The sequence below is a fragment of the Sulfuricaulis sp. genome (genome assembly GCF_041499725.1).
Lineage (GTDB): Bacteria > Pseudomonadota > Gammaproteobacteria > Acidiferrobacterales > Sulfurifustaceae > Sulfuricaulis.
Map to the genome: position 1 here is coordinate 23,323 of NZ_JBGQKW010000011.1, position 25,294 is coordinate 48,616.

The window sequence follows — 25,294 nt, forward strand, 5'->3', positions numbered from 1 at the left end:
AGCCTGGATTCCCGCTTTCGCGGGAATGACAACCTGTTTCTGGATACCCGCCTACGCGGGCAGGACAACCCACTGCTTTGGCGGGGATGACGGCCAAATATAGGCAGAGTTTGAAACGCCCTTCCCCCACCCCCATTGGTTTGGGACTATGGACGACAAAACTGTCATGGACCGGAAGGTAGAACTGACGGGCGGCGAGGACTTGGGCAGCAGCGGGCGGGGGGGCGATGCAGTGGCGCCCGCGGACGCGGAGCTGCTCGATGCCTATTCGCGCGCGGTGATTCACGTGGTCGAGCGCGTGGGGCCGGCGGTGGTGAATATTCGCGTGGGGCATGCATCAACGAATGATTTTCACCCTCTCCCTAGCCCTCTCCCTAAAAGGAGAGGGGAACAGAATGATCATTCGCGCGGAGGGAGAGGGAATAATAATTATGGCGAGCCGCACGGCGCGGGCTCGGGCGTGGTGATCGCGCCGGATGGTTATCTGCTCACCAACCATCACGTGGTGCAGGGGGCGGCGCACCTGTCAGTCACGTTCACCGACGGTGCGGCGGTGGCGGCCGAGGTCGTGGGCAGCGATGCGCCGACCGATCTCGCGGTGCTGCGCGCGCACAGCTCGGGCCTGCCGTATGCCGCGCTCGGGGATTCGGCGCGGTTGCGCGCGGGCCAGCTCGTGATCGCGATGGGCAATCCGCTGGGGTTCGAGTCGAGCGTGTCCACCGGGGTGGTGAGCGCACTCGGGCGCAGCCTGCGCAGCCAGACCGGCCGGCTCATCGAGAACATCATCCAGCACACCGCACCCCTCAACCCGGGCAACTCGGGCGGGCCGCTGCTCGATTCGCGCGGGGCGGTCGTGGGCATCAACACCGCGATCATCGCGCGCGCCCAGGGCATCGGCTTTGCGATCCCGGCGCGTACCGCGCAGTGGGTGCTGTCGCAGATTCTTGCGCACGGGCGCGTGCGCCGCGGCTATCTCGGCATCGGCGGGCGCGACCGGCCGGTGGAACGGCGGCTAGTGCGCGCGCTCGATCTGCCGGCGGAGCGCGCGGTGGAGGTGATGTCGGCCGAGCCGAACGGCCCGGCCTACCGCGCCGGCGTGCGCACCGGGGATTTCATCCTGGCGTTGAACGGGCAGGCGGTGCAGTACGTCGATGACCTGCACCGGGGGCTTTCCGAATCGCCGTTCGGGGAGCCGGTGCGGATCGAGTTGCTGCGAAGGACGCGGAGGATGGAGTTGGAGGTGGTGCCGGAGGAGATGGATCCCCAGCGATGATGTAATCGGGGGCGGGCATGACACCTTTTTTTGCGGGCCAACCTCTAGCTGTAAAGATTTTTATTGTTATTTACTAGGCACCAAAGGTTCGAGTTGTGAAATTAATTTCGGGACTTCGTTTCGAACGGTTTTCCAAACCTCTTCGATGTCCACATCGTCATATTTATGAATGAGCACATCGCGCATGCCGGCCACACTTTTCCAGGGAATATCAGGGTGAGCATTTCGAATGCCCTTCGGACAATCGTTTTACTGCTTCACCGGCAAGAAGCAACTGATGCAACACGGCGGACTGCGTTTTGATATCCCGAAAGAACGAGGCTTTATCCATGCCCCCTACAAACTCCTTGGCCAGCTTTACAGACTTGAGTATATCGAGAACGACGGCATTATCGCGCGACATAAACCGACTCTGCCGTAGAGAGTATATTCTCACGCCGAATCCAGTTGCCGCTGCGCTCAATGGCCCGGCGGCTGACGAGATCGACTTTACGATTGAGCAGCGCTGAAAGCTCTTCCTGCATGGCGGCATGGTCGAGCAGACTCCACTCAGCATCGGCCGCATAACTGACGAGCACATCAATATCGCTATCTGGCCGGAAATCGGCACGCAGAACAGAGCCGAACAGGGAAAGCTCGGTAATTTTCCACCGCCGACAGAAGTTAGCGATGCTATCCCGGTCTATGGCAACCTTAGCATTCATAATGCGCAATCTTTTGCTTATTTAAGCCACATAGAGCAGCTTTCGACTCTGATTAATCTGCTCAATAAAGTATGGGTTCCGCAAGCCGCCAATCATCACGAGATCGACTTTGTGTCCAAAGAGGCGCTCAAGCGCATCCTTAAGGTCAAAATATTCCGCGAGCCATGGCCCCATCTCGTGGTCAGGAACAAACTCGACAAGAAAATCGATATCACTCGTCTCAGGCTTGAACTCTCCAGTCGCGGCCGAACCGAACAGTTCCAGGCGCTGGACGTGATAGCGCTGGCAGAGCTGCTCCAATTCAGAGCGATGGGCTTCAATGAGCGTGTTCATGGCGATTTGTAAAGAATAACCCAGAAATTGATGTATTGCATGGGATAAAGAGCCGCTCCCGGATGCTTCGACGGTCTTTATCGTACTCCCTAAGTATAAATTACATGTAAGGGTGGTGATGTCGGCCGAGCCCAACGGCCCGGCCTACCGCGCCGGCGTGCGCACCGGGGATTTCATCCTAGCGTTGAACGGACAGGCGGTGCAGTACGTCGATGACCTGCACCGGGGGCTTTCCGAATCGCCGTTCGGGGAACCGGTGCGGCTCGAGCTGCTGCGCAGGATGCGGAGGATGGTGTTGGAGGTGGTGCCGGAGGAGATTAAGACTTAGATCGAATCCCCGCTAAAGCGGGGATGATATTCAAAACCTGGACCCCCGCCTTCGCGGGGGTGACAATTATTTTAATGCTACGGTTGCTGGACGCCCAGCTTTCGCGAAGATGACAGATAAAAGGAAGGTTGTCATTCCCGCGAAAGCGGGAATCCAGGGATTACATGACATCCCCGCGCAGCGGGGATGCATTCTCTCACTCACTTGGAAATGCACTGCCGGGAGAATTACGGAAAAACTAAGCGTGGGCTGGGCTGAGTGACAACGAAGCTTTTGTTACACTACTTACGTAGCTCATCAGCTTACTTCTACTGGTTTAACGTCTACTGGCTTCGCTCCTCAGCCCACCCACTTGGGATGGCGCGCCTCTCACAGGTGAGAGGTATTTCTTAGAGTTACGCTCCACCGTCCTCCGGTATCGAGGACAGAATTAGGTTACTCCCATGTGCCAAAATTACAACGCAGCGAAATAGTAATTTACTGATTTGGTCGGGTATCGCTATACGCTGGAAGCCCGTAGGTTGGGGTGAATGAAATAAACCCCAACATTGGGGTTACGGGGCCATGCTGTGTTGTGGTTCGCGATGCTCGCCCCAACCTACCGAGCTACGATGTCTCGGCACCGCCGAGGCGAGCCGGTTCTTCCAGAATATCGAGAATCGCCTTGGCGCAATATACCTTGTCACGCTTTGCCTGGCTTATTTGCTTCACGATGGAAAGTGCTTCGAGCCGTGCCACGGCGCGCTGCGCGGTGGTGAACGCGGTGTCGAACTCCTCGGCGACCCGCTTCACGGTCAGAAATGGGTTCGCCGCCACGCGATCGAGCAGCAGGAGCGGCAGTCTCGAAGAGGCCCCTGCCACTTGCACGCGCCATTTGGCGATCAGCTTGTTGATGCGCTCGGCGCGCGAAAGCGCGTCTTCCGCTTGCCGCGCCACGCCGTTGAGAAAATAGGCGAGCCAATCCTGCCACGCGCCGCGCCGGCTGACTCCGAGTAGCCCGTCATAGTAGTCGCGTCGGGTCGCTTCAAAAAAGGCGCTGAGGTAAAGGAGTGGCGTTGGCAGAATGTCACGCTCGACGAGAAACAGGGTGATGAGCAGACGCCCGACACGGCCATTGCCGTCCAGAAAGGGGTGGATCGCCTCAAACTGATAGTGCACAAGCGCCACCTGCACGAGCGGCGGTAAGGCGCGATCGTGGAGAAAAATTTCCCACTCGCCGAGGCAGCGCATGAGCTCCTCCGGGGGCGGCGGAACATAGGTTGCGTTGGCGAGTGTACTGCCGGGCGCGCCGATCCAGTTCTGCGAGCGGCGAAACTCCCCCGGTGTCGCGTGTTCGCCACGCACACCGGTCATGAGTTTCTTGTGTAGTTCGCGCACCAGCCGCAGCGACAAGGGCAGCTTTTTCAGACGGCGAATGCCATGTTCCAACGCCGCGACGTAGTTGCCCACCTCGCGCAGATCCGCCGGGCTGCGTTCGACCTTGGCGCCGGCTTCGGCCGCGAGCAACTCTCCGAGCGTGGCCTGTGTGCCCTCGATGCGGCTCGACAATACCGCCTCGCGCCGTATGAACGGGCGCAAAAGCAGGTGCGGGTTTGGTAGCCTCCCTCCCTCGCCCGCGAGTCGCCCGATCAGGCGATCAGCATCCGAAAGCGCTCGCACCAGTTCCGGTGACCAGACCAGTGCCGGCGGCAACGGGTCCGGTACATACGCCTGGTGGCCACCGGCGGCGCGGATTTCCCTGCCGGGTCTCTTTATTGAATTTGCCACATCCGTTCCTTATTTTCGGGTCTGAAAATAGCCTGACATGTTATTTTCATAATTGTGGTATTTCGATAATAAATGGTCAAGCCTTTTATGCAAGCCTTTCACAGCTTTCCATTGTGGTTTACCCGTTTTGCGGCCAATCCAGGGAGGAGCCCGTAGGTTGGGGCGAATGAAATGTACCCCAACGACTGTGATACACCGGCCATGTTGTGTTGGGGTTCGCGATGCTCACCCCAACCTACCGAGCTCAGGTCATCGAGGATTTTTTAGTAGTTATGCCTCACGCGGCTTTGCGGCGTGAACGGATTTCCTCGCGAACAATACGGCGCAGAACTTTCTCCAGAGCTTCGCGCCCCATGGCCTGTCGCAGCGCTTCGTTAATCAACGTCTGATAACCACGGCCACCGGCCTTGGCCTTGAAATACTCGATCACGGCCACATCGAGCATCATGTTGACTTGCTTTTTGCCAAGCAGGCGGCGGAAGGCAGCGCGACCCGCCTTTTTGCTGATTCGCTTTCCGCCGCGTTCGAACCAGCCCTTCGAAAGAGCGATGGTCGTCAGATCTGGGGCATCATCACGTGGATCAAGCGAAGAACTGCGCGTAGTAACGCCTTTCCCTTTCATTGGCATACCTCATTGAAATGATGCGACGGCTTCCGGTGCGCGGCGTGTAGACAATCACTACCATCTTTCTTTCCTAAAGATCGTCTTATCCATTTGCTGTGTCGGATTATATCGTCGTGCGTGCGGCGGTTAGCCCTCAATGTAAGGGCCGGGGCGATAAAGGCGCGGCTATTCGCCGTCTTCGATCTGAATAGCCCGTAGGTTGGGGTGAATGAAATGAACCCCAACGTGCGATACACGTGGCCATACTGTGTTGGGGTTCGCGGTGCTCACCCCAATCTACCGAGCTTTTGGGCTCCCACCGAAACTCACCCTCGAATAATGTGGTAATTGAGGGCGGGAAATAAAAACATTCTATTTGTTCGCGCGCGCCGGAAGATTTATTTTAATCGCATTGCTGGACCACAGGAGGTGATAACCATGGATATTCCCATCGCTGATGTCATGATCCATATCGATGAAGCCCTGCCCCGGGACGCGCTGATGAAGCTCGAGTACACGGTGCGCGAGGACGAGTGCGTGATCAGTGCGAGCGTGCCCGCCGGCAAGGAGCACATGATGCTGGTGGCCTACAACCCGGATTGCACCTCGGCCACGGACATACTGGCCAGGGTCAACAAGCAGGGGATTCACGCCGAGTTGGTCGGTCTATAGTCAGACAGCCGCACATGGAATCCCCGCTGACGCGGGTATGATATTCAAAAACCTGGACCCCCGCCTTCGCGGGGGTGACAAATCATTTTTTTGCCGTCATGCCTGCTCCTGACTACTCTAGTCGAGGGCAGGCTTCGATGAGAAACCAAAAAGCTATAACGTTAAAGGTTGTCATGCCCGCGGAGGCGGGCATCCAGGCTTTACATAATTATCCCCGCATCAGCGGGGATTCCTTTGCTTACGTGGAATTGCAACGCCGGGAGAACAAAGCGTGGGCTGGGCTGAGAGACAACGAAGCCTTTACATTTCATCGATAAAACATCTTACGGCAGGAGGACTAACTTCTACTGGCTTCACTCCTCAGCCCACCCACTATCAGAGATGGCGCGCCTCACGAACGTGAGAGGTACTTCTTTTGATTGACGCTCCACCGTCCTCCGGTATCGAGGACACACTAAGGCTATACCCACGTGCCAGAAATTCAACGGAGCGGAATAGTAATTTATTGATTTGGTCGGATATCACTTTGCGCTGGAAGTCAGATATTGAATCCCCGCTAACGCGGAGATGAGATGTAAAACCTGGACCCCCGCCTTCGCGGGGGTGACAAGCTTTATAAGCCCGCAGGTTGGGGTGAAGGACACAGGCAGCGCAAAAAACCAGGGCGTCCGGTGGACGCCCTGGTGGCTTGAGGCTTGGTTTTTGATCGCTAGAAGTTGTGCACCGTGCTGGTGTTGGCCGTCACCGTTACCGTCGTGGTGCCACTGAAGGTCAGCGCATCATCGACGATCGGATCGTCAGCCGCGGCGTCACAGGTGTAGGCGATGGTGTAGCTGCCGGCCTCGAGGAAGGCGGCTTTGTATTTGTACAGACCGTCGTTGCTGTCGAGCTTCACGCTTGCGGTGGTCACGGGGTCGGGCGCGATGCCGTCGATGTCATCGGGCGCGACGCCGCTGCCTGCGAAGACATACACGGCCGGGGTACAACCGCCGGGGACAAGTGACGCACTGACCGTGCCGGAGATGGAACCGACCATGACGTTGTCCACCATGCGCAGCGTCGGGCGCAGCATGTACTCGCCGGTGCCGGTGACATGCACCGACTTGCGCAGATCGAAGTCGATGGTGAAGTCGGCACTGCCACCGTCGGGCACGTCGAAGCCGCGGTTGAGCTTGAGCCCTGTCTGATCACCGCTGGGAATGGTAAGTTCGTGTTCTGCGCCGCCCAACAAGACAATGTAGGAATCATGCGCGCCGTCGGTATCGACCATCAGCCGTACCCAGCTGTAGTGGCCGGAGGGGAGCGTGAAGTCATCCAGCAGTAAATCCGCCTGGCCTCCGGAAAGCGCCAGCAGATCGAGCTGTTTCGGCGCTGGCGGCGTGGTGCACGCGGTATCCTTCAGGACGGTTTTGGTGGCATCCGCCGGGTCCTGGCAATAATACAGTGTGGTGCGCTTGCCGTCGGCGGACTGGATTTCGAGTCCGCTGAATTGGACATACACATGCTCAGCGGTATCGACCGGCCCATCGGTGATCTGCAACGAGAGCGTGCCGGTGGAGGCACCACCACTGCCGCCGCCCGAGCCGCCACAGCCGGCAATGGCCAGCATGGTACCGAATACCAGAATGGAACCGCATCGTTTCAGGATGGAGGGGGTATTCATATCTCTGCTCCTCATAACCGCATTGAATCAATGTTTATTGCCCTTTGGCATGCCAATACTGCCGCGCTTCCGGGCTGCTTAACAATAGTAAATGCACCTAACGGTCTATCTTCCTTGACGCGCGGCAAATAACCAGGGAGGCAGGATCAACGACGTTCCTGTTCATGCCAGTAACGGCACAACTCGTCAACTCTCATTCACGCATGATATACATCCATGCGCATGCATTCTGTACGGTACCTAACATAAACGGAAACGCTACGCTGGAAGTCAGACATTGAATCCCCGTTAATGCGGGGATGACATGTAAAGCCTGGACCCCCGCCTTCGCGGGGGTGACAGATAGGAAGGTTGTCATTCCCGCGAAAGCGGGAATCCAGATTTTGAATATCATCCCCGCATTAGCGGGGATTCCATTGGTTTTCCGCCACCCCATTGTCCGTGCCACGCGGCCGCTCTACCATATATCCCGCTAGGATCACCGCCACGGAAAGGAGGCACGCCATGGTCAACCTGCTTATCAACGGAAAACAGCAGGAGGTGGACGTGGCCGCCGACACGCCGCTGCTGTGGGTGTTGCGCGACCATCTCGGTCTCACGGGCACGAAGTACGGCTGCGGCATCGCCGCCTGCGGCGCGTGCACCGTGCTCGTCGACGGACAACCGGTGCGCAGTTGTATCACCTCCGCCTCGACGGTGAGCGGCAAGCCCATCACCACCATCGAAGGCCTGTCACCGCAACACGCGCACCCGGTGCAGCAGGCATGGATTGCCGAAGACGTCCCGCAGTGCGGCTATTGCCAGTCGGGCCAGATTCTCTCGGCGGTGGCGCTGCTCGGCAACAAACCCAAACCCACCGATCAGGATATCGACGAAGCCATGAGCGGCGTGCTGTGCCGCTGCGGCACCTACGTGCGCATCCGCCGCGCGATCAAGAAAGCCGCAGTGCTGATGGCGAAGGAGGCGTGACATGAACATATCCGTGAACCTCAATCGTCGCGAATTTCTCAAGGTCTCGGCCGCGGCCGGTGGCGGGCTGCTGATCGGTTTGTATCTGCCCGGCCGGCTGGAGGCCGGCACCAACCAGGCGGCCGTGGAATTCACGCCGAACGCCTTCCTGCGCATCGCGCCGGACAATACCGTGACAGTGATCGTCAAACATCTGGAAATGGGGCAAGGCGTTTATACCGGCTTGCCGACCATCGTGGCGGATGAGCTGGATGCGGACTGGAGCCAGATCCGCGTGGAATCCGCGCCGGCGGATGTCACGCGCTACGCCAACCTCAGGTGGGGTGGCAAGGCACAGGGCACCGGCGGCAGCACCAGTATCGACAATTCCTGGGAGCAGATGCGCCGCGCCGGCGCGACCGCGCGCGCGATGCTGATTGCCGCCGCGGCGCAAACCTGGAAGGTGAACGCGCGCACGCTGCGCGCCGAAAACGGCTTCGTCATCGATACCCAAGGCAAGCGCCGCGCGAGCTATGGCGAGCTCGCCTCGCTGGCCGCGACATTGACGCCGCCCGCGGACGTGCCGCTCAAGACTCCCAAGCAGTGGAAACTCATCGGCAAGCACGTGCCACGCATCGACAGCGTGGATAAATCCAGCGGCAAGGCGATCTACGCCAGCGACATCCGCCTGCCCGGCATGCTCACCGCGCTGGTGGCGCGCCCGCCGCTGTTCGGCGCGAAGGCCAAGAGCTTCAATGCCGAGGCGGTGAAGGCGATGCCGGGAGTGAACGCCGTGGTCGCGATCCCGCAGGGCGTGGCGGTGGTCGCCGCCGATTTCTGGTCGGCCAAACTGGCGCGCGATGCGCTGCGCGTGGAGTGGGACGACAGCGCGGCCGAGAAACGTTCGAGCGACGAACTGCTGGCGCAGTATCTGGAACTGGCCAAAAAACCCGGTGCCGTCGCGCGCCGCGATGGCGACGCGATGGAGAAGCTCGCGGGCGCGGCGAAAAAACTCGAAGCCACGTTCGAGTTTCCCTACCTCGCGCACGCGCCGATGGAACCGCTGGCCTGCGTGGTGCGGTTGCGCGACGACTCCTGCGAGATCTGGGCCGGTTCGCAGTTACAGACCTTCGACCAGGCCACCGCCGCCCAGGTTGCGGGGCTCAAACCCGAGCAGGTCACGATCCACACGCTGCTCGCCGGCGGCAGCTTCGGCCGGCACGCGAACCCGACGGCCGACTATATCGCCGAGGGTGTCGCGGTTGCCAAGGCCACGCGCGCTTTGGATGCGCCGATCCGGTTGATGTGGACGCGCGAGGACGACATCCACGGCGGTTACTACCGGCCGATGTATGTGCACACGATCGTCGCCGGTCTCGACAAGCGCGGCCGGCCGCTGGCCTGGCAGCACCGTATCGTCGGGCAGTCCATTCTCACGGGTACGGTGTTTGCAGGAATGGTGAAGGACGGTATCGACATCACTTCGGTCGAGGGAGCCTCCACTCTGCCCTACGCGATACCTAATATGTTGGTGGACCTGCACACCACCCAGGTCGGCGTGCCGGTGCTGTGGTGGCGCAGCGTGGGCAGCACGCACACGGCGTTCTCGACCGAAGTCATGATCAACGAGCTTGCCGTCGCGGCCAAGCAAGACCCGGTGGCGTTTCGGCGCGCACTGCTCAAGAACCATCCGCGCCATCGCGGCGTACTCGAACTCGCGGCGCAGAAGGCCGGCTGGGGCAAGCCGCTGCCGAAAGGCCGCTGGCGCGGTATCGCGGTGCACGAGTCATTCAATACATATGTCGCCGAGGTGGCGGAGATCAGCATCGCCGACGGCAAGCCGAAGGTCGAGCGCGTGGTGTGCGCCGTGGACTGCGGCGTGGCTGTCAACCCGGACATGGTGCGCGCGCAGATGGAGTCGGGCATTATTTTCGGATTGTCGGCGGCGCTGCACGGCGAGATCGCGCTCAAGGACGGCCAGGTGGTGCAGTCGAACTTCCACGACTATCAGATCCTGCGCATCAACGAGACCCCGAAGATCGAGGTGCATATCGTGCCCAGCAGCGCCAAGCCGACCGGTGTCGGCGAGCCGGGCGTGCCGCCGATCGCCCCGGCCGTGGCCAATGCCGTGTTCGCCGCCACCGGCAAGCCGGTGCGGCGGCTGCCGATCCGGATCTAGGGACGGTCAGATTTAGTTCGTTCGTGGTGAGCCTAGTTCGACTGGCTCACCACAGGTTTCGACCCGTTCGTGCTGAGCCCTTCGACGCACCGTTCTGTCTGAGCTTGTCGAAGTACGAACGGATTGAACAGAATCGAATGGCACACCACGACCGGCTTTTGGCAAACCGTTCGCCCTGAGCCTGTCGAAGCCTGCGGTGAGCGCGGTCGAACCGGGTGAATGGAAGAACTTAATCGGAATCGGAGGTTCACTGCACATGGAAACAGCTGACCGCGAAGTCCTGCGCACCGCCGTCGACTGGCTGACGGCGGGCGAGACGGTTTATCTCGCCACCGTCGCCAAAACCTTCGGCTCGTCACCGCGCCCGCCGGGATCGCTTGCGGCGCTGCGCGCCGACGGCCGCTTTGTCGGCTCGGTCTCGGGCGGCTGCATGGAAGAAGATCTGGTGGCGCGGTTGCGCAGCGGCCGGCTGCCGGAAAAATTCCCCGCCGTGGTCACGTATGGGGTGACGCAGGAGGAGGCGCAGCGCTTCGGTCTGCCCTGTGGCGGCAAGCTGGATCTGGTGCTCGAACGGCTGGAAAGCGCGGCGTCACTGAAGAACATTCTGAATAAAATCGACACGCGCCAGCTCGTGGTCCGGCATCTGTGTCTCGACACCGGCGAAGCGAGCCTGCATCCAGCCACGGCGCGCGAGGAATTCTTTTACGATGGCCGCGACCTGCGCAAGATGTTCGGTCCGAGCTGGCGGTTGCTGCTGATCGGCGCCGGGCAATTGTCGCGCTTCGTGGCACAGATGGGCCTGGCGCTCGACTATGAAGTCATCGTCTGCGAGCCGCGCGAAGAGCTGGCCAGCCTGTGGCAGGTGGACGGTGCCAGCATCGATGAAGGCATGCCGGATGATGCGGTGCGGATACTCGCTGACGAGTGTTGCGCGGTGCTGGCGCTGACGCACGATCCCAAACTCGACGACATGGCGCTGCTGGAAGCGCTCGCCAGCCCGGCATTTTATGTCGGCGCGCTGGGCTCGCACGCCAACAACGACAAGCGCCGCGTGCGACTCGCTTCGCTCGGCGTGCCACGCGAAAACCTCGCGCGCCTGCACGGGCCGGTCGGTCTGCCGATCGGCAGCAAGACCCCGGCGGAGATCGCGGTCGCGGTGCTGGCGGGTGTCACCGCCGCGCGCCACGGGATCGCGCTCGCGGCCCAGTCTCAGATCGCGCCGGCGCGGCACAAGGTCGGTGGCTAAAGGCTATCTCAATAAAACCCCCTCTCCCTTGAGGGAGGTGAGACGGAAACAGAGAAAGGTCCGGTGGACCTTTCTCCCGACGAACGGGCGCAGATGATTCTTCTGTGCCCAGGTGGGAAGAGCGGGGGTGAGGGTGATGACGGGACAATGATGCGGCGTTCGCCCCTCACCCTACCCTCTCTACCCTCCGGGGAGAAGGATTTCTAAAATGACTTCCAATATCGTCGGTGTGCTGCTGGCGGCCGGTCGCGGCGAACGTTTCGGCGGACATAAACTGCTCGCGCCCTGGCGCGACGGCACGGCCATCGCGGTCGCGGCGGCGCAGCATCTCATCGACGCCCTGCCCAATTCCATCGCCGTGCTGCGTCCCGGCGATGAAATCCTCGCGTCGTTGCTCGCGGCCGAGGGTCTGCGTATCGTCGTCAACCCGAATGCCGATGGCGGCATGGGCACGAGCCTTGCCCGCGGTGTCGCCGCCGCCGAGGCCGACGGCTGGGTCATCGCATTGGCCGACATGCCCGCGATCCGGCCCGCGACCATACTGGCCGTGGCCGAAGCACTCGCCGCCGGCGCAGCGCTCGCCACACCCGTCTACCACGGGCAGCGCGGCCATCCCATCGGTTTTGCGCGCCGCTTTCAGGCGGATCTTGCCGCGCTGGAAGGTGACCGCGGCGGACGCGACATCCTTGCGCAACACTCTAATGAATTGCGCCTGATCGAAGTGGACGATCCGGGCGTGCTGGTCGACATCGATCATGCCGCTGATCTTACCGTCGAAGGGTGCTGAGGAACTTCTGATAATGAATCCCCGCTGTGTGGGGATGATGTTCAAGACTTAAGGTGAGAATCTACATGTAAACCCTGTTGCTGCCCGGGGTGCAACAGAACCCGTTGCACCCGTTCGGCGGCGTGAATGTCCACTGGACATTCACGACAACACCACCTCACCCCGCCTTCGCGGGAATGACGGCTTAGTTTTTATTCGCGGCTTGGCGGGCATCCAGGATGATACACATCATTTAGCTTGTCACCCCCGCGAAGGCGGGGGTCCAGGTTTTAAATGTCATCCCCGCATCAGCGGGGATTCCATAAACGTGGAGTCGAGAATTACCGAACCTTCTGCATCCGGCCCGGCGCTTGCGCCGCCTGCTCTTCCTGGCTGCGCAGGTAGTCCTCGTAAGTGCCACCGTAATTCTCGACGCCCCGCGGCGTCATCTCGATGATGCGCGTGGCCAGGGACGAGACGAATTCACGGTCGTGGCTGACGAAAATCAGCGTGCCCGGATATTTTTCCAGCGCGGTGTTGAGCGACTCGATGGATTCCATGTCCAGGTGGTTGGTGGGCTCGTCCATGATCAGCACGTTGGGCTGTTGCAACATCAGCTTGCCGAACAGCATGCGTCCCTGCTCGCCGCCGGAAAGCGCCTTCGTCGATTTTTTGATCTCATCCTGGGAAAACAACAGCCGGCCCAAGACGGCGCGAATCGCCTGCTCGTCGTCGCTGGGTTTTTTCCACTGGTTCATCCAGTCGAGCAAGGACATCTCGGTGGCGAAGTCGGCGGCGTGGTCTTGCGCGTAGTAACCGACGTTGGCGTTCTCCGACCATTTGATCGCGCCGCTCGCGGGCGCGAGTTCGCCGATCAGGGTACGCAACAGCGTGGTCTTGCCGACGCCGTTGGGGCCGATCACGGCCACGCGCTCGCCGACCTCGACCGAGAGATTGAGCCCTTTGAACAGCGGCGTCGCGCCATAACCCTGGCTCATCTTCTTCGCTTCCAGCGCCTGACGATAAAGCCGCTTGGCCTGATCGAAACGTAAAAAAGGATTCTGCCGGCTCGACGGCTTGACCTCGGCCAGCTCGATCTTTTCGATCTGCCGCGCGCGCGAGGTGGCTTGCTTGGCCTTGGAGGCGTTGGCGGAGAAGCGGCTGACGAAGGTCTGAAGCTCCGCGATCTGCGCCTTCTTCTTGGCGTTGTCGGACAGCAACTGATTGCGCACCAGGGTGGCGGCGGTCATGTATTCGTCGTAGTTGCCGGGATAGACGCGCAGCTCGCCGTAGTCGAGATCCGCCATGTGCGTGCACACGCCGTTCAAAAAATGCCGGTCGTGGGAGATGATGATCATCGTGCTGTTGCGCGCGTTGAGCACGTCTTCCAGCCAGCGGATGGTGTTGATGTCGAGATGGTTGGTGGGTTCGTCCAGCAGCAGGATGTCCGGGTCGGCGAACAGGGCCTGCGCCAGCAGCACGCGCAGCTTCCAGCCCGGCGCCACCGCGCTCATCGGGCCGGTATGCTGTTCCAGCGGGATGCCGACGCCGAGCAGCAATTCGCCGGCGCGCGCCTCGGCGGTGTAGCCGTCGAGCTCGGCGAACTTGTGTTCGAGATCGGCCACCTGCATGCCGTCTGCCTCGCTCATTTCCGCGAGGCCGTAGATGCGGTCGCGCTCCTGCTTCACGCGCCACAATTCGGCGTGGCCCATGATCACGGTGTCGAGCACCGTGTAATTCTCGAAGGCGAACTGGTCCTGGCGCAGCTTGCCGAGGCGTTCGTTGGCGTCGACCGAGACGTTGCCCGAGCTCGGCTCCAAGTCGCCGCCGAGTATCTTCATCAGCGTTGACTTGCCGCAGCCGTTGGCGCCGATCAGGCCGTAGCGATTGCCGTTGCCGAATTTGAACGAGATATTTTCAAACAGGGGCTTGGCCCCGAACTGCATGGTGATGTTGGCGGTGGTGATCAAGGCACTGTTCCAGGAAAAAAGTTAACACGGGGCTTTCTGAATCGTGAATGGCACACGCCACCGCGCTCCCAAAAAGCCTTCAAAAAATCTATCGCGATGGCATGTATTGCTGGGCAGACCCGCGGCGTGGCCGGATACCCCTGGCCAGGCGCCTGGCAAACATCAAACGCAGGCGGCGGATTGTCTCACATTTTGCAGCGGCACCGCGACCCGGATGCGACTATCGGGCCTTGAGCGTTATTGAGCCGGCTCCGCCTGGAATGAGCGCTGAGCAGCGTTTCCCGAGGTTTCCCGCTCGCGGGCTTGGTTTAGTGCGTCAGTCCGGGACTTCAGCCGCCTGTGCCGCGGCCGCCGCGGCCGGCAGATCCAGCCGGTAATCAACGGTAATGCGTGCCGCGCCGGCCTGCAGCCATCCGATCGCCGCGGCACTGGCGAATCCCGCGTCACGAAACAATGACAGCACCTCGGCGACCGCCCGCGGCGCACAGGTGACCGGCGACCCGCGCCCCTAACCCAACCTACATTACGATATCTCCGGGAGCGGGCTACTTCACCACCCCGCAGGCGATGCGTGCCCCGCCGCCGCCGAGCGACTGCGGCTGATCGGAGTAATTGTCGCCGCCGGCGTGGAGCATGAGCGAGCGGCCCTTGAGATCGGCGAGTTTCAGCCGCGGAGCGACCAGGCGCAACGTGGCGTTGCCGTCGGCGCCCACGGTCAACGCCGGCAGATCGCCCATGTGCCCGTGGCCCGTCGGGCCTTCGTGCTTGCCGGATTTGTCCGGGTCATAGTGGCCGCCAGCGGCGAGACCGGAGGTCATCTTGCCGTCCTTTTCCTTCGCGGCGCAGTCCGGATTTTCGTGCACGTGAAAACCGTGCGCGCCGGGTGGCAGGCCCTTGAGGTCGGTGACGAGCACGAGTCCCGTGGGGCTGTCCTCGGCGCGGATCTCCCCGACCGATTTGCCGACGCCGCCGGCGTCGATCAGATGCATGTCTATCGTCTGCGCCGCGTACGCGGCGGGGGCGGCGCACAGACCCAGGATCAACGGAAATACAATATGGATAGATTTCATGTCTAGACTCCTTCGAGGTTGATATAGGCGTAATGGTGTCGGCGCGAATTCACGCCGGGACTTCGACAACCCGGTTCGGAGGCGACGGCTCCGGAAGATCCAGGCGGTATTCAACGGTAATGGATGGCTCACCGGACTGCAACTCTCCGATCAACGCGGCGCTGGCGAATCCCGCGCCGCGAAACAATGCCAGCACTTCGGTGACCGCCTGCGGCGCACAAGTGACCAGCAATCCGCCGCTCGTCTGCGGGTCGCACAGGAGCGCCTGCTGCCAGGGCGCGAGATCGTCCGGCAGATGCACGTCATGGCCGTAACTCGCCCAGTTGCGCGGAGCGGCGCCGGTGTTGTAACCCTGCTGCACGAGCGACAGCGCCGCCGGGAGGACCGGCAGCGACTCGAACGCAACGCGCGCGCCGAGCCGCGAGCCGCGGCAGATCTCGGCCAAATGTCCCAGCAGGCCGAAACCGGTGACGTCGGTCATCGCGTGCACGCCGGGAATTTCCGCCAGCGGAGGGCCGACGGTGTTGAGCTGCGTGGTGCAGACCAGCATCTGCCGGTATCCCTCCTCCGACAGCGCGCCTTTCTTGAGCGCGGCGCTGAGAATCCCGACGCCCAGCGCCTTGCCGAGCACGATGGCGTCACCGGCGCGCGCAGTGCTGTTGCGCTTGACGCGCTGCGGGTGAATCACGCCGAGTGCCACCAGGCCGTAGATCGGCTCGACCGAATCGATCGAGTGGCCGCCGGCGATGGGAATGCCCGCGGTCTCGCACACCGAGGCCCCGCCCGCGAGGATGTCCTGAATCACGTTCACCGGCAACTTGTTGAGCGGCATGCCGACGATGGCGAGCGCGAGGATCGGACGCGCGCCCATGGCGTAAACGTCGGACAGCGCGTTGGTCGCGGCGATGCGCCCGAAATCGTACGGGTCGTCCACGATCGGCATGAAGAAATCGGTGGTGGCGACGACCGCCTGCTCGTCGTTCAGGCGATACACCGCGGCATCGTCGCTGGTCTCGATCCCCACGAGCAGCGCGGGATCGAGAAACGGGCGCGGGACCTTGGCGAGGATCTCCGTGAGCGCGGCGGGCGCGATCTTGCAGCCGCATCCGCCGCCGTGCGACAAACTGGTCAATCGAACGTCTGACATAACACACCTCCATGCCCGGTTAAATTGGCGGAAGAGCGTGGGAGTCGAACCCACCAAGGACCGGCTGACGGCCCTTACCGGATTTGAAGTCAGGTCGCCCCACCGGGGTGCGAGTCTCTTCCAGAAACCTGTGCCTCACGCCGGCTACTGCCGGCGTCGGCGATATTCGTAAGAAAGCTCTGATTAAATCATTCCGTTCGCCCTGAGCTTGTCGAAGCCTGTCCTGAGCTGGTCGAAGGGGGTGAACGACAAACACTGTAATCACAGAGCACCATCTGTTCGTGCTTCGACAGGCTCAGCACGAACGGACTTGATCGGAGTTCTCTGATTGCGTCCGACCAGCAGCGTCGGATCGCGCACGCAGTGGGTATCGCCGACGCGGCGCGAGAATCCGGTCTTGTCGAAATACTCGAGGATCCGGATCGCGAGCTTGCGACCGGTGCCGATATGGTCGCGGAACTCCGACGCCGTCACCGCGCCGTTTTCCGCCGCGAGCTCCGAGACAATGCGCGCGAGTTCGGCGATCGCCTCGCGCGTGAAGAAGCGGTCGCGCATGACCTCGTAGGTGTCGCCCAGCATGGTCACGCGCTGCAACAGGCTGCGCACCTGCGGCTCGGGCGCTGTGAGCGTCTGCGCGATGTCGCGCACCCACGGCGGCTGAAACGGCGTGGCTCGAAGCAACGGCGCCACCGCGCGCCAAAGCTTTTCTTCCGCGCCGGTGAGCGTGATGCGATGCGTCGGCAGATGCAGCCATGGGCCGTGACGCGCCACGCGCTGCCCGGCGAGCAATTGATCGATCAACGCGGTGAACACCTCCCACGGCAGATCCGGAGTCGCCAGCCGGCGCAGGCGCCGGCCTTCGAGGCCGAGCAATTCCGGTGCACGTTCGTGTTCGGCCGCGAGCGCCGCCAGCACATCCTGCTGCATCGTCTCCCAGCGCGACGGCGCAAAACCAAAGCGGCCGGCGCCGCCGACGTTGACCAGCACCATCGGGATCTCGCGATACAGCGACTCGGCGGCCTCGGCACGCAAATTGAAACTGCGCGCGAACCATGACAGATCCACGCCCGCCGGCGCGTCGTTGAGCAGCTGCTGCAAGGCCTCGGACGTCGTGGGACGCTCCAGTGCCGCGAGGACCGCCAGACGCGCGGGCGTGCGTACTTTGCGCGCCGGCGCGAACGGATCGAGCACCACCCCGCCCGCGAGCGTCTGCTGCGCCGACTGGTCGCGCAAGATAAAGCGGTCGCCGCGCAACGCGCCGACGGGCCGATCGAGCACGATCTGCGCAAGGCCGCTGCCACCCGGCTCGATGCCCGTGCCTTGCAGCATCGAGACGCGGCCCATCACGTCCGCGGCGCCGAGATGCACGTGCACCGGGGTCCAGTGCTTGAGCGCGCGCGTGGCGGAGGGCGGCAGCTTGAGAGACGCGTCGAAGCGCGCGGTCGGTGCATGCGCGGCCGGCTCCAATACCCAGTCGCCGCGCGCGATGTCCTTCTTCTCAACGCCGGCGAGGCTGAGCGCGCAGCGTTGGCCCGCCTCGCCGCGCTCGGCCGCGCGGTTTTGCGCGTGAATGCTGCGCACCCGCGCTTCCCGGCCGGACGGCGACACCAGCAAGCGGTCGCCCACGCGCACGCTTCCGGAAAACACCGTCCCGGTCACCACCGTACCGCTGCCGGTAAGCGTGAAGCAACGGTCCACGGCGAGACGGAAGCAGCCGTCCGCCGCGCCCGCCGGCGGCGACGCGGCCACGGCCTCGAGATGCGCGCGCAACGCCGGCACGCCGTCGCCGGTGACGCTCGACAGCGCAAACACGGGGCTGCCGGCGAGCGCCGTGCCACGGAGCAGAGCCTCGATCTCCGCCCGCGCCGCGGCCGCGCGCGCCAACTCCACGCGGTCGATCTTGGTGAGCGCCACCGCGCCGTGCTTTACGCCGAGCAGGTCGATGATTTCCAGGTGCTCGCGCGTTTGCGGCATCACGCCGTCGTCCGCCGCCACCACCAGCAGCACGAAGTCGATGCCGGTCGCGCCGGCGAGCATGTTGTGCACGAAGCGCTCGTGCCCCGGCACGTCGATGAAGCCGAGCACCGCGCCGTGGCTCAGCGGGTAGAAGGCGTAACCGAGGTCGATGGTGATGCCACGCGCCTTTTCTTCCTTCAGGCGATCGGCGTCCATGCCGGTGAGCGCCTTGACGAGCGCGGTCTTGCCATGGTCGATGTGACCCGCGGTACCAATCAGCATGACGTTTTACCTGCCGACTTCCCCTCTCCCGCTTCGCGGGAGAGGGCAAAGGGAGAGGGCAGCATCATGGCATCCCTCCTTCGCCATCGAGCCGCAGCTGCACCAGTTGTTCGATGAACTCGCGCTCATTCTCCAGGCAGCGCAAATCGAACTTGAGCGCGCCGTCGGAAATGGTCCCGATCACCGGGATGGGAAGCGCGCGGAACGCGGCCGCCAGCCGCTTGAGGGCGGTGCCCTCGCCGCGTCCGCGCCTGAGCGGCGCGAGCGCGAGCGCCGTGCTTGGGAGTAACTCCACCGGCAGCGCGCCGCTGCCAATCTGGCTGTGGCATGGCACTACGCTCACGTGCGCGACGTTGCTGATCGCCTGCGTCATCGCGGGCTCGATACGCCGGCAGAGTGATTCGATGTCGGCCGCCGGACGCGTGAGCAGCCGCAATGTCGGCAGGCGCTGCGCGAGTTTCTCCGGCTGGCGATAGAGCCTGAGCACCGCTTCGAGCGCGGCCAGCGTCATCTTGTCCACACGCAACGCGCGCTTGAGGTGGTTGCGTTTGATTTTTTTCACGAGCTCGGCGCGCCCGACGATGATGCCGGCCTGCGGCCCGCCGAGGAGCTTGTCGCCGCTGAAGGTCACGAGATCGGCGCCGTGTGCCAGCGTCTCCTGCGGGGTCGGTTCCTTCGGCAATCCATATTGGCTCAGATCCACCAGCGTGCCGCTGCCCAGGTCCACCACGAACGGCAGCCCGCGGGCGTGCGCGAGCGCCGCGAGTTCCTTCTCCGGCACCATCGCGGTGAAACCCTGGATCGCGTAGTTGCTGGTGTGAACCTTCATGAGCATCGCGCTGCGCGCGCCGATGGCCTGCTCGAAATCGGCGAGATGCGTGCGATTGGTGGTGCCGACCTCGCGCAGGCGGCAGCCCGCGCGCGCCATGATCGCGGGAATACGGAACGATCCGCCGATTTCGATCAGCTCGCCGCGCGAGACGATCACTTCCTTGCGCGCCGCGAGCGTGGCGAGCACCAGCAGCACCGCGGCGGCGTTGTTGTTCACCACCGTGGCGGCTTCGGCGCCGGTGAGTTCGGCGAGCAGCGCCTCGACATGGCTGTCGCGGTCGCCGCGCTCGCCGGGCGCGAGGTCGTATTCGAGGTTGCACGGCTGCGCCATCACCGCCTGCACCGCGTCGACGGCCTCCGCCGGCAACAGCGCGCGTCCGAGATTGGTGTGCAGCACCGTTCCGGTGAGGTTGAACACGCGCCGCAGCGAGGGCTGCATGGCGGCCTCAAGGCGGGCCTGGAGGCGTTGTGCGAGCGACGGTGCTTGCAGCGCTTCGACGCGCAACGCGGCGCCGTCGAGCATGGCCTGACGCATTTCGGAGAGCAGGGAACGGATGGCGTGGACCACGGCGGTGTGGCCATACTGCGCGCCCAATGCCTGCACCGCAGGCATCTGGAGCACACGATCGACCGCCGGCAAAACAGCGGCTATTTGCGGATTCTGCGCTTGGACCAAGGACGGTTCCGCCTATGCGTGACTACTGACAATAATCTACAACGGTTTACCGGGCTATTCACTTCCTCCTAATAAGAAGAAATTCACCCCATTGCGAGTGATACCGGATTCGGCCATCAGGACATCGAGCGCGACGCTCGCCACGTCATCCGCGAGCGCGTCCACGTTCGGGTCCTTTTCCATGTACAGGATCTTGAGATAACCCTGGCAGGCATCGCAGCTCTCGGCCTTGACCGCGGCGCTGCCGCCCTCGATGCCGTAGTAAGCGATGCCCTTGGTGGTATCGCAGAAGACGCACTTGATGCGCACCGCGTGCCATTGCGCGTTGCACAGCGAGCAGGTCAGATAACGCAGCCCGTGGTCCGCGGCGCCGATGCGCACGACACTCGCCATGGGCGCGGAACCGCACGCCGGACAGAGATGCGGGGTGTCGAGCCGGCCGAAGGCGCCGGCCCCGAGCGTCGTGACCAGATGCAGCCAGTACGCCTGCAGCGCCGCGCCGATGAACGGGATCGCCGCCCGATCGAGTTTTGCATAATCGCCGGCGAGCAGCGCGTCGGCCAGGCGTTCGAGCGACGCGTCGTCCGCGTCCTTGAGCCGCGCGATCGTCGCGCGCGCCGCCTCCGGCAGTGCGCCGGCTTCGAGCTGCGCGAGAATACGGCGCAACGCCTCGCGCCACACGGGATCGCGGGCCCAGGCCCGGGTCCCGAGCGGTGGCAGCCCGTGTTCGCGGCAGCGTTCGAGCTGCTGCGCCTCCGGCAGCGGGACATGGCGGAACAGCGAAATCGATTCATGCTGCGCGCGCGCCAGCGCCGCCAGGAACCGGAGGTAATCCGCGAGGGCGTGGCCTTCGGCCAGGGCGCTCAGGCGCTCGGCGCGCGCCTGAAAGGCGTTGCGCTCCGGCAGGAGCAGAAAAGGTATTTCGCCCGCCGGCGCCTCGATGGTTCCGGGTTGAATAACGGTTGCGGTCATTTCGTGCCCTTGGTCACCTCGCGATACCACCCCGGGTGATGATGCTTGGCCCAGGTTTGCGTCACGGTACCACGGGTCATGGCCGGGATCGAGCCGCGCACCCAGTAGGCGGCGTAAATATGCACGATCAACGCCACTACCGCCACGAACCCGGCGACGGAGTGCAGCAAAATCGCCACTCGCAGCAGCCACAACGGAAACAGCGGGGCAAAGTACGGCTGCCACACGACGAAGCCGGTGACGGCCAGCACGGCAATCGCGACCGTGAGTATCCAGAAGTAGTATTTCTGCGCAATGTTGTACTTGCCGGTCTCGACAAGTTTCACCGGACGGTTGGCAAGCATTTCTTTAAGCTGCCCCATCCACTCACGGTCCGCGGGCGCGATGCGATTCGCGTTCCAGAACCTTCGCGCCAGGTCCACGAAGGCAACCGCGAGCACCACGCCGAAGAATGGATGCAGGATGCGCGCCCAGGTGCCACCGCCGAACAGGTTATTCAGGACGTTGAACACCGGATGAAACACGGAAAGCCCGCTGAGGGCGAGCAGGATGAACGTGAAGGCGACGAACCAGTGCGCCAGCCGTTCGCGGAACGTATAACGCTCGATGAAGTTTTTATCGCTCATGATAGATTCCTCGCGTCAGGCGCGCAGCGGGCCTTCCCCTGCGCGGTTGCATAGATGACGATCAATTGTCCTCCTCGCCGGACTCGTTGGGCCCCACCGTGAAGTAGTGGAAGAACGCCGCGAGTCCCGCTATCCCGAGACCCAGGGCCATCAGCGACTTGAACGGCCCCTTCCACAGGCTGACCAGCGGACTGATATGCGGATCCTTGGGCAAACCGTGGTAGATCTGCGGCATGTCCGCGTGCTGCAGCACGTACATCACGTGCGTGCCGCCGACACCCGGCGGATCGTACAGGCCGGCGTTCTGGAAGCCGCGCGACTTGAGATCCGCGATGCGCTCCTCGGCATGATCGATCATGTCGTCCTTGGAACCGAACACGATCGCGCCGGTGGGACAGGTTTTGACGCAGGCCGGCTCCTGTCCCACAGCCACCCGATCGGAGCAGAGCGTGCACTTGTACGCCTTGCTGTCCTTCTTCGAGAGCCGCGGGATGTTGAACGGACAGCCGGTGATGCAATAGCCGCAGCCGATGCAGTTCTCCTCGTGGAAATCCACGATGCCGTTCGAGTACTGCACGATCGCGCCCGGCGCGGGGCAGGCCTTGAGGCAGCCCGGGTCGGCGCAGTGCATGCAGCCGTCCTTGCGGATCAGCCATTCGAGCTTGCCGGCCTCGACTTCCACTTCGGAGAAACGCATCACGGTCCACGACTTGTCGGTGAGGTCGATCGGGTTGTCGTAGATGCCGTGATTAGTGCCGACCTCGTCGCGCAGGTCGTTCCACTCCATGCACGCAACCTGGCAGGCCTTGCAGCCGATGCACTTGGAGATGTCGATGAGCTTCGCGACCTTTTGCGTCTCGCGCACCCCCGGCGACGGCGTGGTGGTGGCGGAGCGGCGTACGATGTCGAGTGATTGCAGTGCCATATCGCCTCCTTACGCCTTCTCGATGTCGACCAGGAACGCCTTGAATTCCGGCGTCTGGGTGTTCGCGTCGCCCACGAATGGCGTGAGCGTGTTGGTGATGTAGCCGTTCCGCGCCAGTCCCTGGAAACCCCAGTGGATCGGTATGCCGACGGTGTACACCTTCTTGCCTCCGACCAGCAGCGTCCGGATGCGCTTGGTCACCACGGCCACCGCCTTGATGAACCCGCGGCTCGATCGCACCTTCACGTGGTCACCGTTCGCGATCTTCTTCTCCTGGGCGAGGTCCTCGCCGATCTCGACGAACTGCTCGGGTTGCAGGATCACACTGAGCTTCGTGTGCTTCGTCCAGAAGTGGAAATGCTCTGTGAGCCGGTAGGTGGTCGCCACGTACGGGAACTCCTTGGCATCGCCGAACTGCTCGAGATCGCCCTTGAACACGCGCGCCGCCGGACTGCTCTTCACGTTCGGATGCTTCGGGTGCAGCGGGTTGACGTCGAGCGGTGACTCGAACGGTTCGTAGTGCTCGGGGAACGGTCCGTCCGCCATCTTGTCCACGACGAAGAAGCGTCCGACGCCCTCCGAGTTCATGATGAACGGATTCATGCCTTCCTCGGGCGCGGAGTCGACCTTGATGTCCGGTACGTCGGCTCCACCCCACTTCTTGTCTTTGGCGTTCCAGCCGATGAGCTTGCGTTTCGGGTCCCACGGCTTGCCCGAGGGATCGCACGAGGCGCGGTTGTAGAGGACGCGGCGGTTGACCGGCCACGCGTACGCCCAGTTGAGCGTGTTGCCCAAACCGCTCGGGTCGGAATTGTCGCGCCGCGCCATGAGGTTGCCCTTCTCCGACCACGCGCCGGAAAAGATCCAGCAGCCGCAAGAGGTCTTGCCGTCGTCGGCGAGTTGCCCGAAGCCGTCGAGCTGCTCGCCGGCCTTGCGCACCACCTTCTTCTTGTCCTTGGGGTCCATGAGGTCGTCGAGCGCTTTTCCGCTGAACTCGCGCGCGATCTCCTCGGGCGAAGGCGCGGACGGGATCTTGTGACTCCAGGTGAGATTCAGGATCGGGTCCGGGAACGCGCCGCCCTCCTTCCGGTAGAGCTCGCGCAGCTTCATGAAGATGCCGGCCATGATATCGATATCCGACTTAGCCTCGCCCGGCGGCTCGGCGCCCTTCCAGTGCCACTGCAGCACGCGGCTACTGCTCACCAGCGAGCCGTCGTCCTCCGCGAAACAGGTGGACGGCAAACGGAACACCTCGGCCTGGATCTTGGCTGGATCGACGTTGTTGTATTCGCCGTGGTTCTGCCAGAAGGTCGAGGTCTCGGTCGCGAGCGGATCGATCGTCACCAGATACTTGAGCTTCGCCAATGCTCCATCGACTTTAGCCTTGCACGGGAACGAGGCAAGCGGGTTGAAACCCTGGCAGATATAACCGTTCATCTTGCCCTGATGCATATCTTCAAACACCTGCAATATGTCATGCACCTTGTCTAGCTTCGGCAAATAATCGAACGCCCAGTTGTTGGCCTTAGTCGCGGCGTCGCCATACCAGGCCTTCATAAAGCTCACGTGGAACTTGGCATAGTTCTGCCAGTACGAAAGCTGACCCGGACGCAACGGCTTTTGCACACGTTTCTCGATGTAAGCCTTGTAGTCGGTCTCCTTCTCGCCCGGCAGCGTCATGTAACCGGGCAGCAGATTGGACAACAGCCCGAGGTCCGTGAGGCCCTGGATGTTGGAATGCCCGCGCAACGCGTTCATGCCGCCGCCAGCCATGCCGATGTTGCCTAGCAGCAACTGCACCATGGCCGCGGTGCGGATCATCTGCGAGCCGGTGGAGTGCTGCGTCCAGCCGAGCGCGTACATGATGGTCATGGTGCGGTTCGGCACCGAGGTCTCGGCGATCATCTCGCAAATCTTGAGGAATTGCTCCTTGGGCGTGCCGGTGATGTTGCTCACGACCTCGGGCGTATAACGCGCGTAGTGCTGCTTCATGAGATTGAACACGCAGCGCGGGTTAGTGAGCGTCGGGTCGGTCTTGACGTAACCGTCCGCGCCCAGCTCGTACATCCACGTGGACTTGTCGTAACTGCGCTTTTCCGCGTTGTAACCCGAGAACAGACCGTTCTCGAACGTGTAGTCGGCGCGAACGATGAGGCTGGCGTCGGTGTACGCCTTCACGTACTCGTGCTGGATCTTGTCGTGCGTGAGCAGGTAGTTGATGACGCCGGCCAGGAACGCGATGTCGCTGCCGGCGCGCACCGGGGCGTAATAGTCGGCCACCGCCGCCGAGCGCGTGAAGCGCGGATCGACGACGATCAGCTTGGCCTTGTTATGCGCCTTGGCCTCGGTCACCCAC

General features: G+C 62.6%; 22 protein-coding genes, 1 tRNA gene and 1 pseudogene. 7 read left to right on the forward strand and 17 right to left on the reverse strand.

Annotated elements, in window-relative coordinates; genetic code table 11:
- The first annotated feature begins 166 nt into the window (after positions 1–166).
- Positions 167–1,273, forward strand: a complete 1,107-nt coding sequence (locus ACC569_RS03500; protein ID WP_372522114.1) for a S1C family serine protease — start codon at positions 167–169, stop codon at positions 1,271–1,273.
- Between the two features lie 66 nt (positions 1,274–1,339).
- Here the strand turns inward: ACC569_RS03500 and ACC569_RS03505 are convergent.
- From ACC569_RS03505 to ACC569_RS03515, 3 genes and pseudogenes are all read right to left on the reverse strand, one after another.
- A pseudogene (locus tag ACC569_RS03505) lies at positions 1,340–1,676 on the reverse strand (DUF86 domain-containing protein).
- A complete protein-coding gene (locus ACC569_RS03510; RefSeq protein WP_372522115.1) occupies positions 1,663–1,977 on the reverse strand; it encodes a nucleotidyltransferase family protein in 315 nt (104 codons plus the stop codon). Before ACC569_RS03510 ends, ACC569_RS03505 begins: the two are co-directional and overlap by 14 nt.
- 21 nt (positions 1,978–1,998) lie before the next feature.
- The gene (locus ACC569_RS03515; protein WP_372522116.1) at positions 1,999–2,310 is read right to left on the reverse strand and encodes a nucleotidyltransferase family protein; all 312 of its coding nucleotides are present in this window, start codon (positions 2,308–2,310) and stop codon (positions 1,999–2,001) included.
- Positions 2,311–2,428: 118 nt separating this feature from the next.
- Between ACC569_RS03515 and ACC569_RS03520 the strand changes: the two genes are divergently transcribed.
- Positions 2,429–2,638, forward strand: coding sequence for a PDZ domain-containing protein (locus ACC569_RS03520; protein ID WP_372522117.1), 210 nt, complete (start codon positions 2,429–2,431; stop codon positions 2,636–2,638).
- Between the two features lie 606 nt (positions 2,639–3,244).
- On the opposite strand, the gene ACC569_RS03525 is transcribed toward ACC569_RS03520, so the two are convergent.
- Positions 3,245–4,405, reverse strand: coding sequence for a Fic family protein (locus ACC569_RS03525; protein ID WP_372522118.1), 1,161 nt, complete (start codon positions 4,403–4,405; stop codon positions 3,245–3,247).
- Positions 4,406–4,682: 277 nt separating this feature from the next.
- Positions 4,683–5,027, reverse strand: coding sequence for a BrnA antitoxin family protein (locus ACC569_RS03530; RefSeq protein ID WP_372522119.1), 345 nt, complete (start codon positions 5,025–5,027; stop codon positions 4,683–4,685).
- A 420-nt stretch (positions 5,028–5,447) separates the two neighbouring features.
- Between ACC569_RS03530 and ACC569_RS03535 the strand changes: the two genes are divergently transcribed.
- A complete protein-coding gene (locus tag ACC569_RS03535; protein ID WP_372522120.1) occupies positions 5,448–5,681 on the forward strand; it encodes an ATP-binding protein in 234 nt (77 codons plus the stop codon).
- 709 nt (positions 5,682–6,390) lie between these two features.
- On the opposite strand, the gene ACC569_RS03540 is transcribed toward ACC569_RS03535, so the two are convergent.
- Positions 6,391–7,344, reverse strand: a complete 954-nt coding sequence (locus ACC569_RS03540) for a DUF4382 domain-containing protein (RefSeq protein WP_372522121.1) — start codon at positions 7,342–7,344, stop codon at positions 6,391–6,393.
- Positions 7,345–7,848: 504 nt separating this feature from the next.
- On the opposite strand from ACC569_RS03540, the gene ACC569_RS03545 reads away from it, so the two are divergent.
- From ACC569_RS03545 to ACC569_RS03560, 4 genes are all read left to right on the forward strand, one after another.
- A complete protein-coding gene (locus tag ACC569_RS03545) occupies positions 7,849–8,313 on the forward strand; it encodes a (2Fe-2S)-binding protein (protein WP_372522122.1) in 465 nt (154 codons plus the stop codon).
- Between the two features lies 1 nt (position 8,314).
- On the forward strand, positions 8,315–10,471 hold the full coding sequence (locus tag ACC569_RS03550) for a molybdopterin cofactor-binding domain-containing protein (RefSeq protein WP_372522123.1): 2,157 nt from the start codon (positions 8,315–8,317) through the stop codon (positions 10,469–10,471).
- Positions 10,472–10,727: 256 nt separating this feature from the next.
- Positions 10,728–11,717 (forward strand): XdhC family protein, encoded by a 990-nt coding sequence (locus ACC569_RS03555; RefSeq protein ID WP_372522124.1) that lies wholly within the window; start codon positions 10,728–10,730, stop codon positions 11,715–11,717.
- Positions 11,718–11,925: 208 nt separating this feature from the next.
- Positions 11,926–12,504 (forward strand): NTP transferase domain-containing protein, encoded by a 579-nt coding sequence (locus tag ACC569_RS03560; RefSeq protein WP_372522125.1) that lies wholly within the window; start codon positions 11,926–11,928, stop codon positions 12,502–12,504.
- Between the two features lie 320 nt (positions 12,505–12,824).
- Here the strand turns inward: ACC569_RS03560 and ACC569_RS03565 are convergent, their stop codons facing one another.
- From ACC569_RS03565 to fdnG, 11 genes are all read right to left on the reverse strand, one after another.
- Complete coding sequence (locus ACC569_RS03565; RefSeq protein ID WP_372522126.1) at positions 12,825–14,453, reverse strand: ABC-F family ATPase; 1,629 nt, start codon at positions 14,451–14,453, stop codon at positions 12,825–12,827.
- 316 nt (positions 14,454–14,769) lie between these two features.
- Positions 14,770–14,907, reverse strand: a complete 138-nt coding sequence (locus tag ACC569_RS03570; protein WP_372522127.1) for a hypothetical protein — start codon at positions 14,905–14,907, stop codon at positions 14,770–14,772.
- Positions 14,908–14,998: 91 nt separating this feature from the next.
- Positions 14,999–15,523, reverse strand: coding sequence for a superoxide dismutase [Cu-Zn] SodC (gene sodC / locus ACC569_RS03575; protein ID WP_372522128.1), 525 nt, complete (start codon positions 15,521–15,523; stop codon positions 14,999–15,001).
- Positions 15,524–15,572: 49 nt separating this feature from the next.
- Positions 15,573–16,670 (reverse strand): selenide, water dikinase SelD, encoded by a 1,098-nt coding sequence (gene selD, locus ACC569_RS03580; RefSeq protein WP_372522129.1) that lies wholly within the window; start codon positions 16,668–16,670, stop codon positions 15,573–15,575.
- 25 nt (positions 16,671–16,695) lie between these two features.
- A tRNA-Sec gene (locus ACC569_RS03585) sits at positions 16,696–16,792 on the reverse strand.
- A gap of 139 nt (positions 16,793–16,931) precedes the next feature.
- The gene (gene selB, locus ACC569_RS03590; protein WP_372522130.1) at positions 16,932–18,908 is read right to left on the reverse strand and encodes a selenocysteine-specific translation elongation factor; all 1,977 of its coding nucleotides are present in this window, start codon (positions 18,906–18,908) and stop codon (positions 16,932–16,934) included.
- Between the two features lie 64 nt (positions 18,909–18,972).
- Positions 18,973–20,379 (reverse strand): L-seryl-tRNA(Sec) selenium transferase, encoded by a 1,407-nt coding sequence (selA, locus tag ACC569_RS03595; RefSeq protein ID WP_372522131.1) that lies wholly within the window; start codon positions 20,377–20,379, stop codon positions 18,973–18,975.
- 90 nt (positions 20,380–20,469) lie between these two features.
- Positions 20,470–21,387 carry a formate dehydrogenase accessory protein FdhE gene (gene fdhE / locus ACC569_RS03600; RefSeq protein WP_372522132.1) on the reverse strand — a complete coding sequence of 306 codons (918 nt, stop codon included), beginning with the start codon at positions 21,385–21,387 and terminating at the stop codon, positions 20,470–20,472.
- Complete coding sequence (locus tag ACC569_RS03605) at positions 21,384–22,013, reverse strand: formate dehydrogenase subunit gamma (RefSeq protein WP_372522133.1); 630 nt, start codon at positions 22,011–22,013, stop codon at positions 21,384–21,386. The genes fdhE and ACC569_RS03605 overlap by 4 nt, the downstream gene beginning before the upstream one ends.
- 61 nt (positions 22,014–22,074) lie before the next feature.
- Entirely contained in the window at positions 22,075–22,938 is an 864-nt protein-coding gene (gene fdxH, locus ACC569_RS03610; protein WP_372522134.1) for a formate dehydrogenase subunit beta, read from the reverse strand.
- Between the two features lie 9 nt (positions 22,939–22,947).
- Positions 22,948–25,294 (reverse strand): formate dehydrogenase-N subunit alpha (gene fdnG, locus ACC569_RS03615; protein WP_372522135.1); only part of this gene is annotated, 2,347 nt, incomplete at its 5' end.

What these genes read in the sequence shown, in the direction of transcription:
- ACC569_RS03500 (WP_372522114.1), top strand. Translation starts at nt 167, where the DNA reads ATGGACCGGAAGGTAGAACTGACGGGCGGCGAGGACTTGGGCAGCAGC.
- ACC569_RS03510 (WP_372522115.1), bottom strand. Translation starts at nt 1,977, where the DNA reads ATGAATGCTAAGGTTGCCATAGACCGGGATAGCATCGCTAACTTCTGT.
- ACC569_RS03515 (WP_372522116.1), bottom strand. Translation starts at nt 2,310, where the DNA reads ATGAACACGCTCATTGAAGCCCATCGCTCTGAATTGGAGCAGCTCTGC.
- ACC569_RS03520 (WP_372522117.1), top strand. Translation starts at nt 2,429, where the DNA reads ATGTCGGCCGAGCCCAACGGCCCGGCCTACCGCGCCGGCGTGCGCACC.
- ACC569_RS03530 (WP_372522119.1), bottom strand. Translation starts at nt 5,027, where the DNA reads ATGAAAGGGAAAGGCGTTACTACGCGCAGTTCTTCGCTTGATCCACGT.
- ACC569_RS03535 (WP_372522120.1), top strand. Translation starts at nt 5,448, where the DNA reads ATGGATATTCCCATCGCTGATGTCATGATCCATATCGATGAAGCCCTG.
- ACC569_RS03540 (WP_372522121.1), bottom strand. Translation starts at nt 7,344, where the DNA reads ATGAATACCCCCTCCATCCTGAAACGATGCGGTTCCATTCTGGTATTC.
- ACC569_RS03545 (WP_372522122.1), top strand. Translation starts at nt 7,849, where the DNA reads ATGGTCAACCTGCTTATCAACGGAAAACAGCAGGAGGTGGACGTGGCC.
- ACC569_RS03550 (WP_372522123.1), top strand. Translation starts at nt 8,315, where the DNA reads ATGAACATATCCGTGAACCTCAATCGTCGCGAATTTCTCAAGGTCTCG.
- ACC569_RS03555 (WP_372522124.1), top strand. Translation starts at nt 10,728, where the DNA reads ATGGAAACAGCTGACCGCGAAGTCCTGCGCACCGCCGTCGACTGGCTG.
- ACC569_RS03560 (WP_372522125.1), top strand. Translation starts at nt 11,926, where the DNA reads ATGACTTCCAATATCGTCGGTGTGCTGCTGGCGGCCGGTCGCGGCGAA.
- sodC (WP_372522128.1), bottom strand. Translation starts at nt 15,523, where the DNA reads ATGAAATCTATCCATATTGTATTTCCGTTGATCCTGGGTCTGTGCGCC.
- selD (WP_372522129.1), bottom strand. Translation starts at nt 16,670, where the DNA reads ATGTCAGACGTTCGATTGACCAGTTTGTCGCACGGCGGCGGATGCGGC.
- selB (WP_372522130.1), bottom strand. Translation starts at nt 18,908, where the DNA reads ATGCTGATTGGTACCGCGGGTCACATCGACCATGGCAAGACCGCGCTC.
- fdhE (WP_372522132.1), bottom strand. Translation starts at nt 21,387, where the DNA reads ATGACCGCAACCGTTATTCAACCCGGAACCATCGAGGCGCCGGCGGGC.
- ACC569_RS03605 (WP_372522133.1), bottom strand. Translation starts at nt 22,013, where the DNA reads ATGAGCGATAAAAACTTCATCGAGCGTTATACGTTCCGCGAACGGCTG.
- fdxH (WP_372522134.1), bottom strand. Translation starts at nt 22,938, where the DNA reads ATGGCACTGCAATCACTCGACATCGTACGCCGCTCCGCCACCACCACG.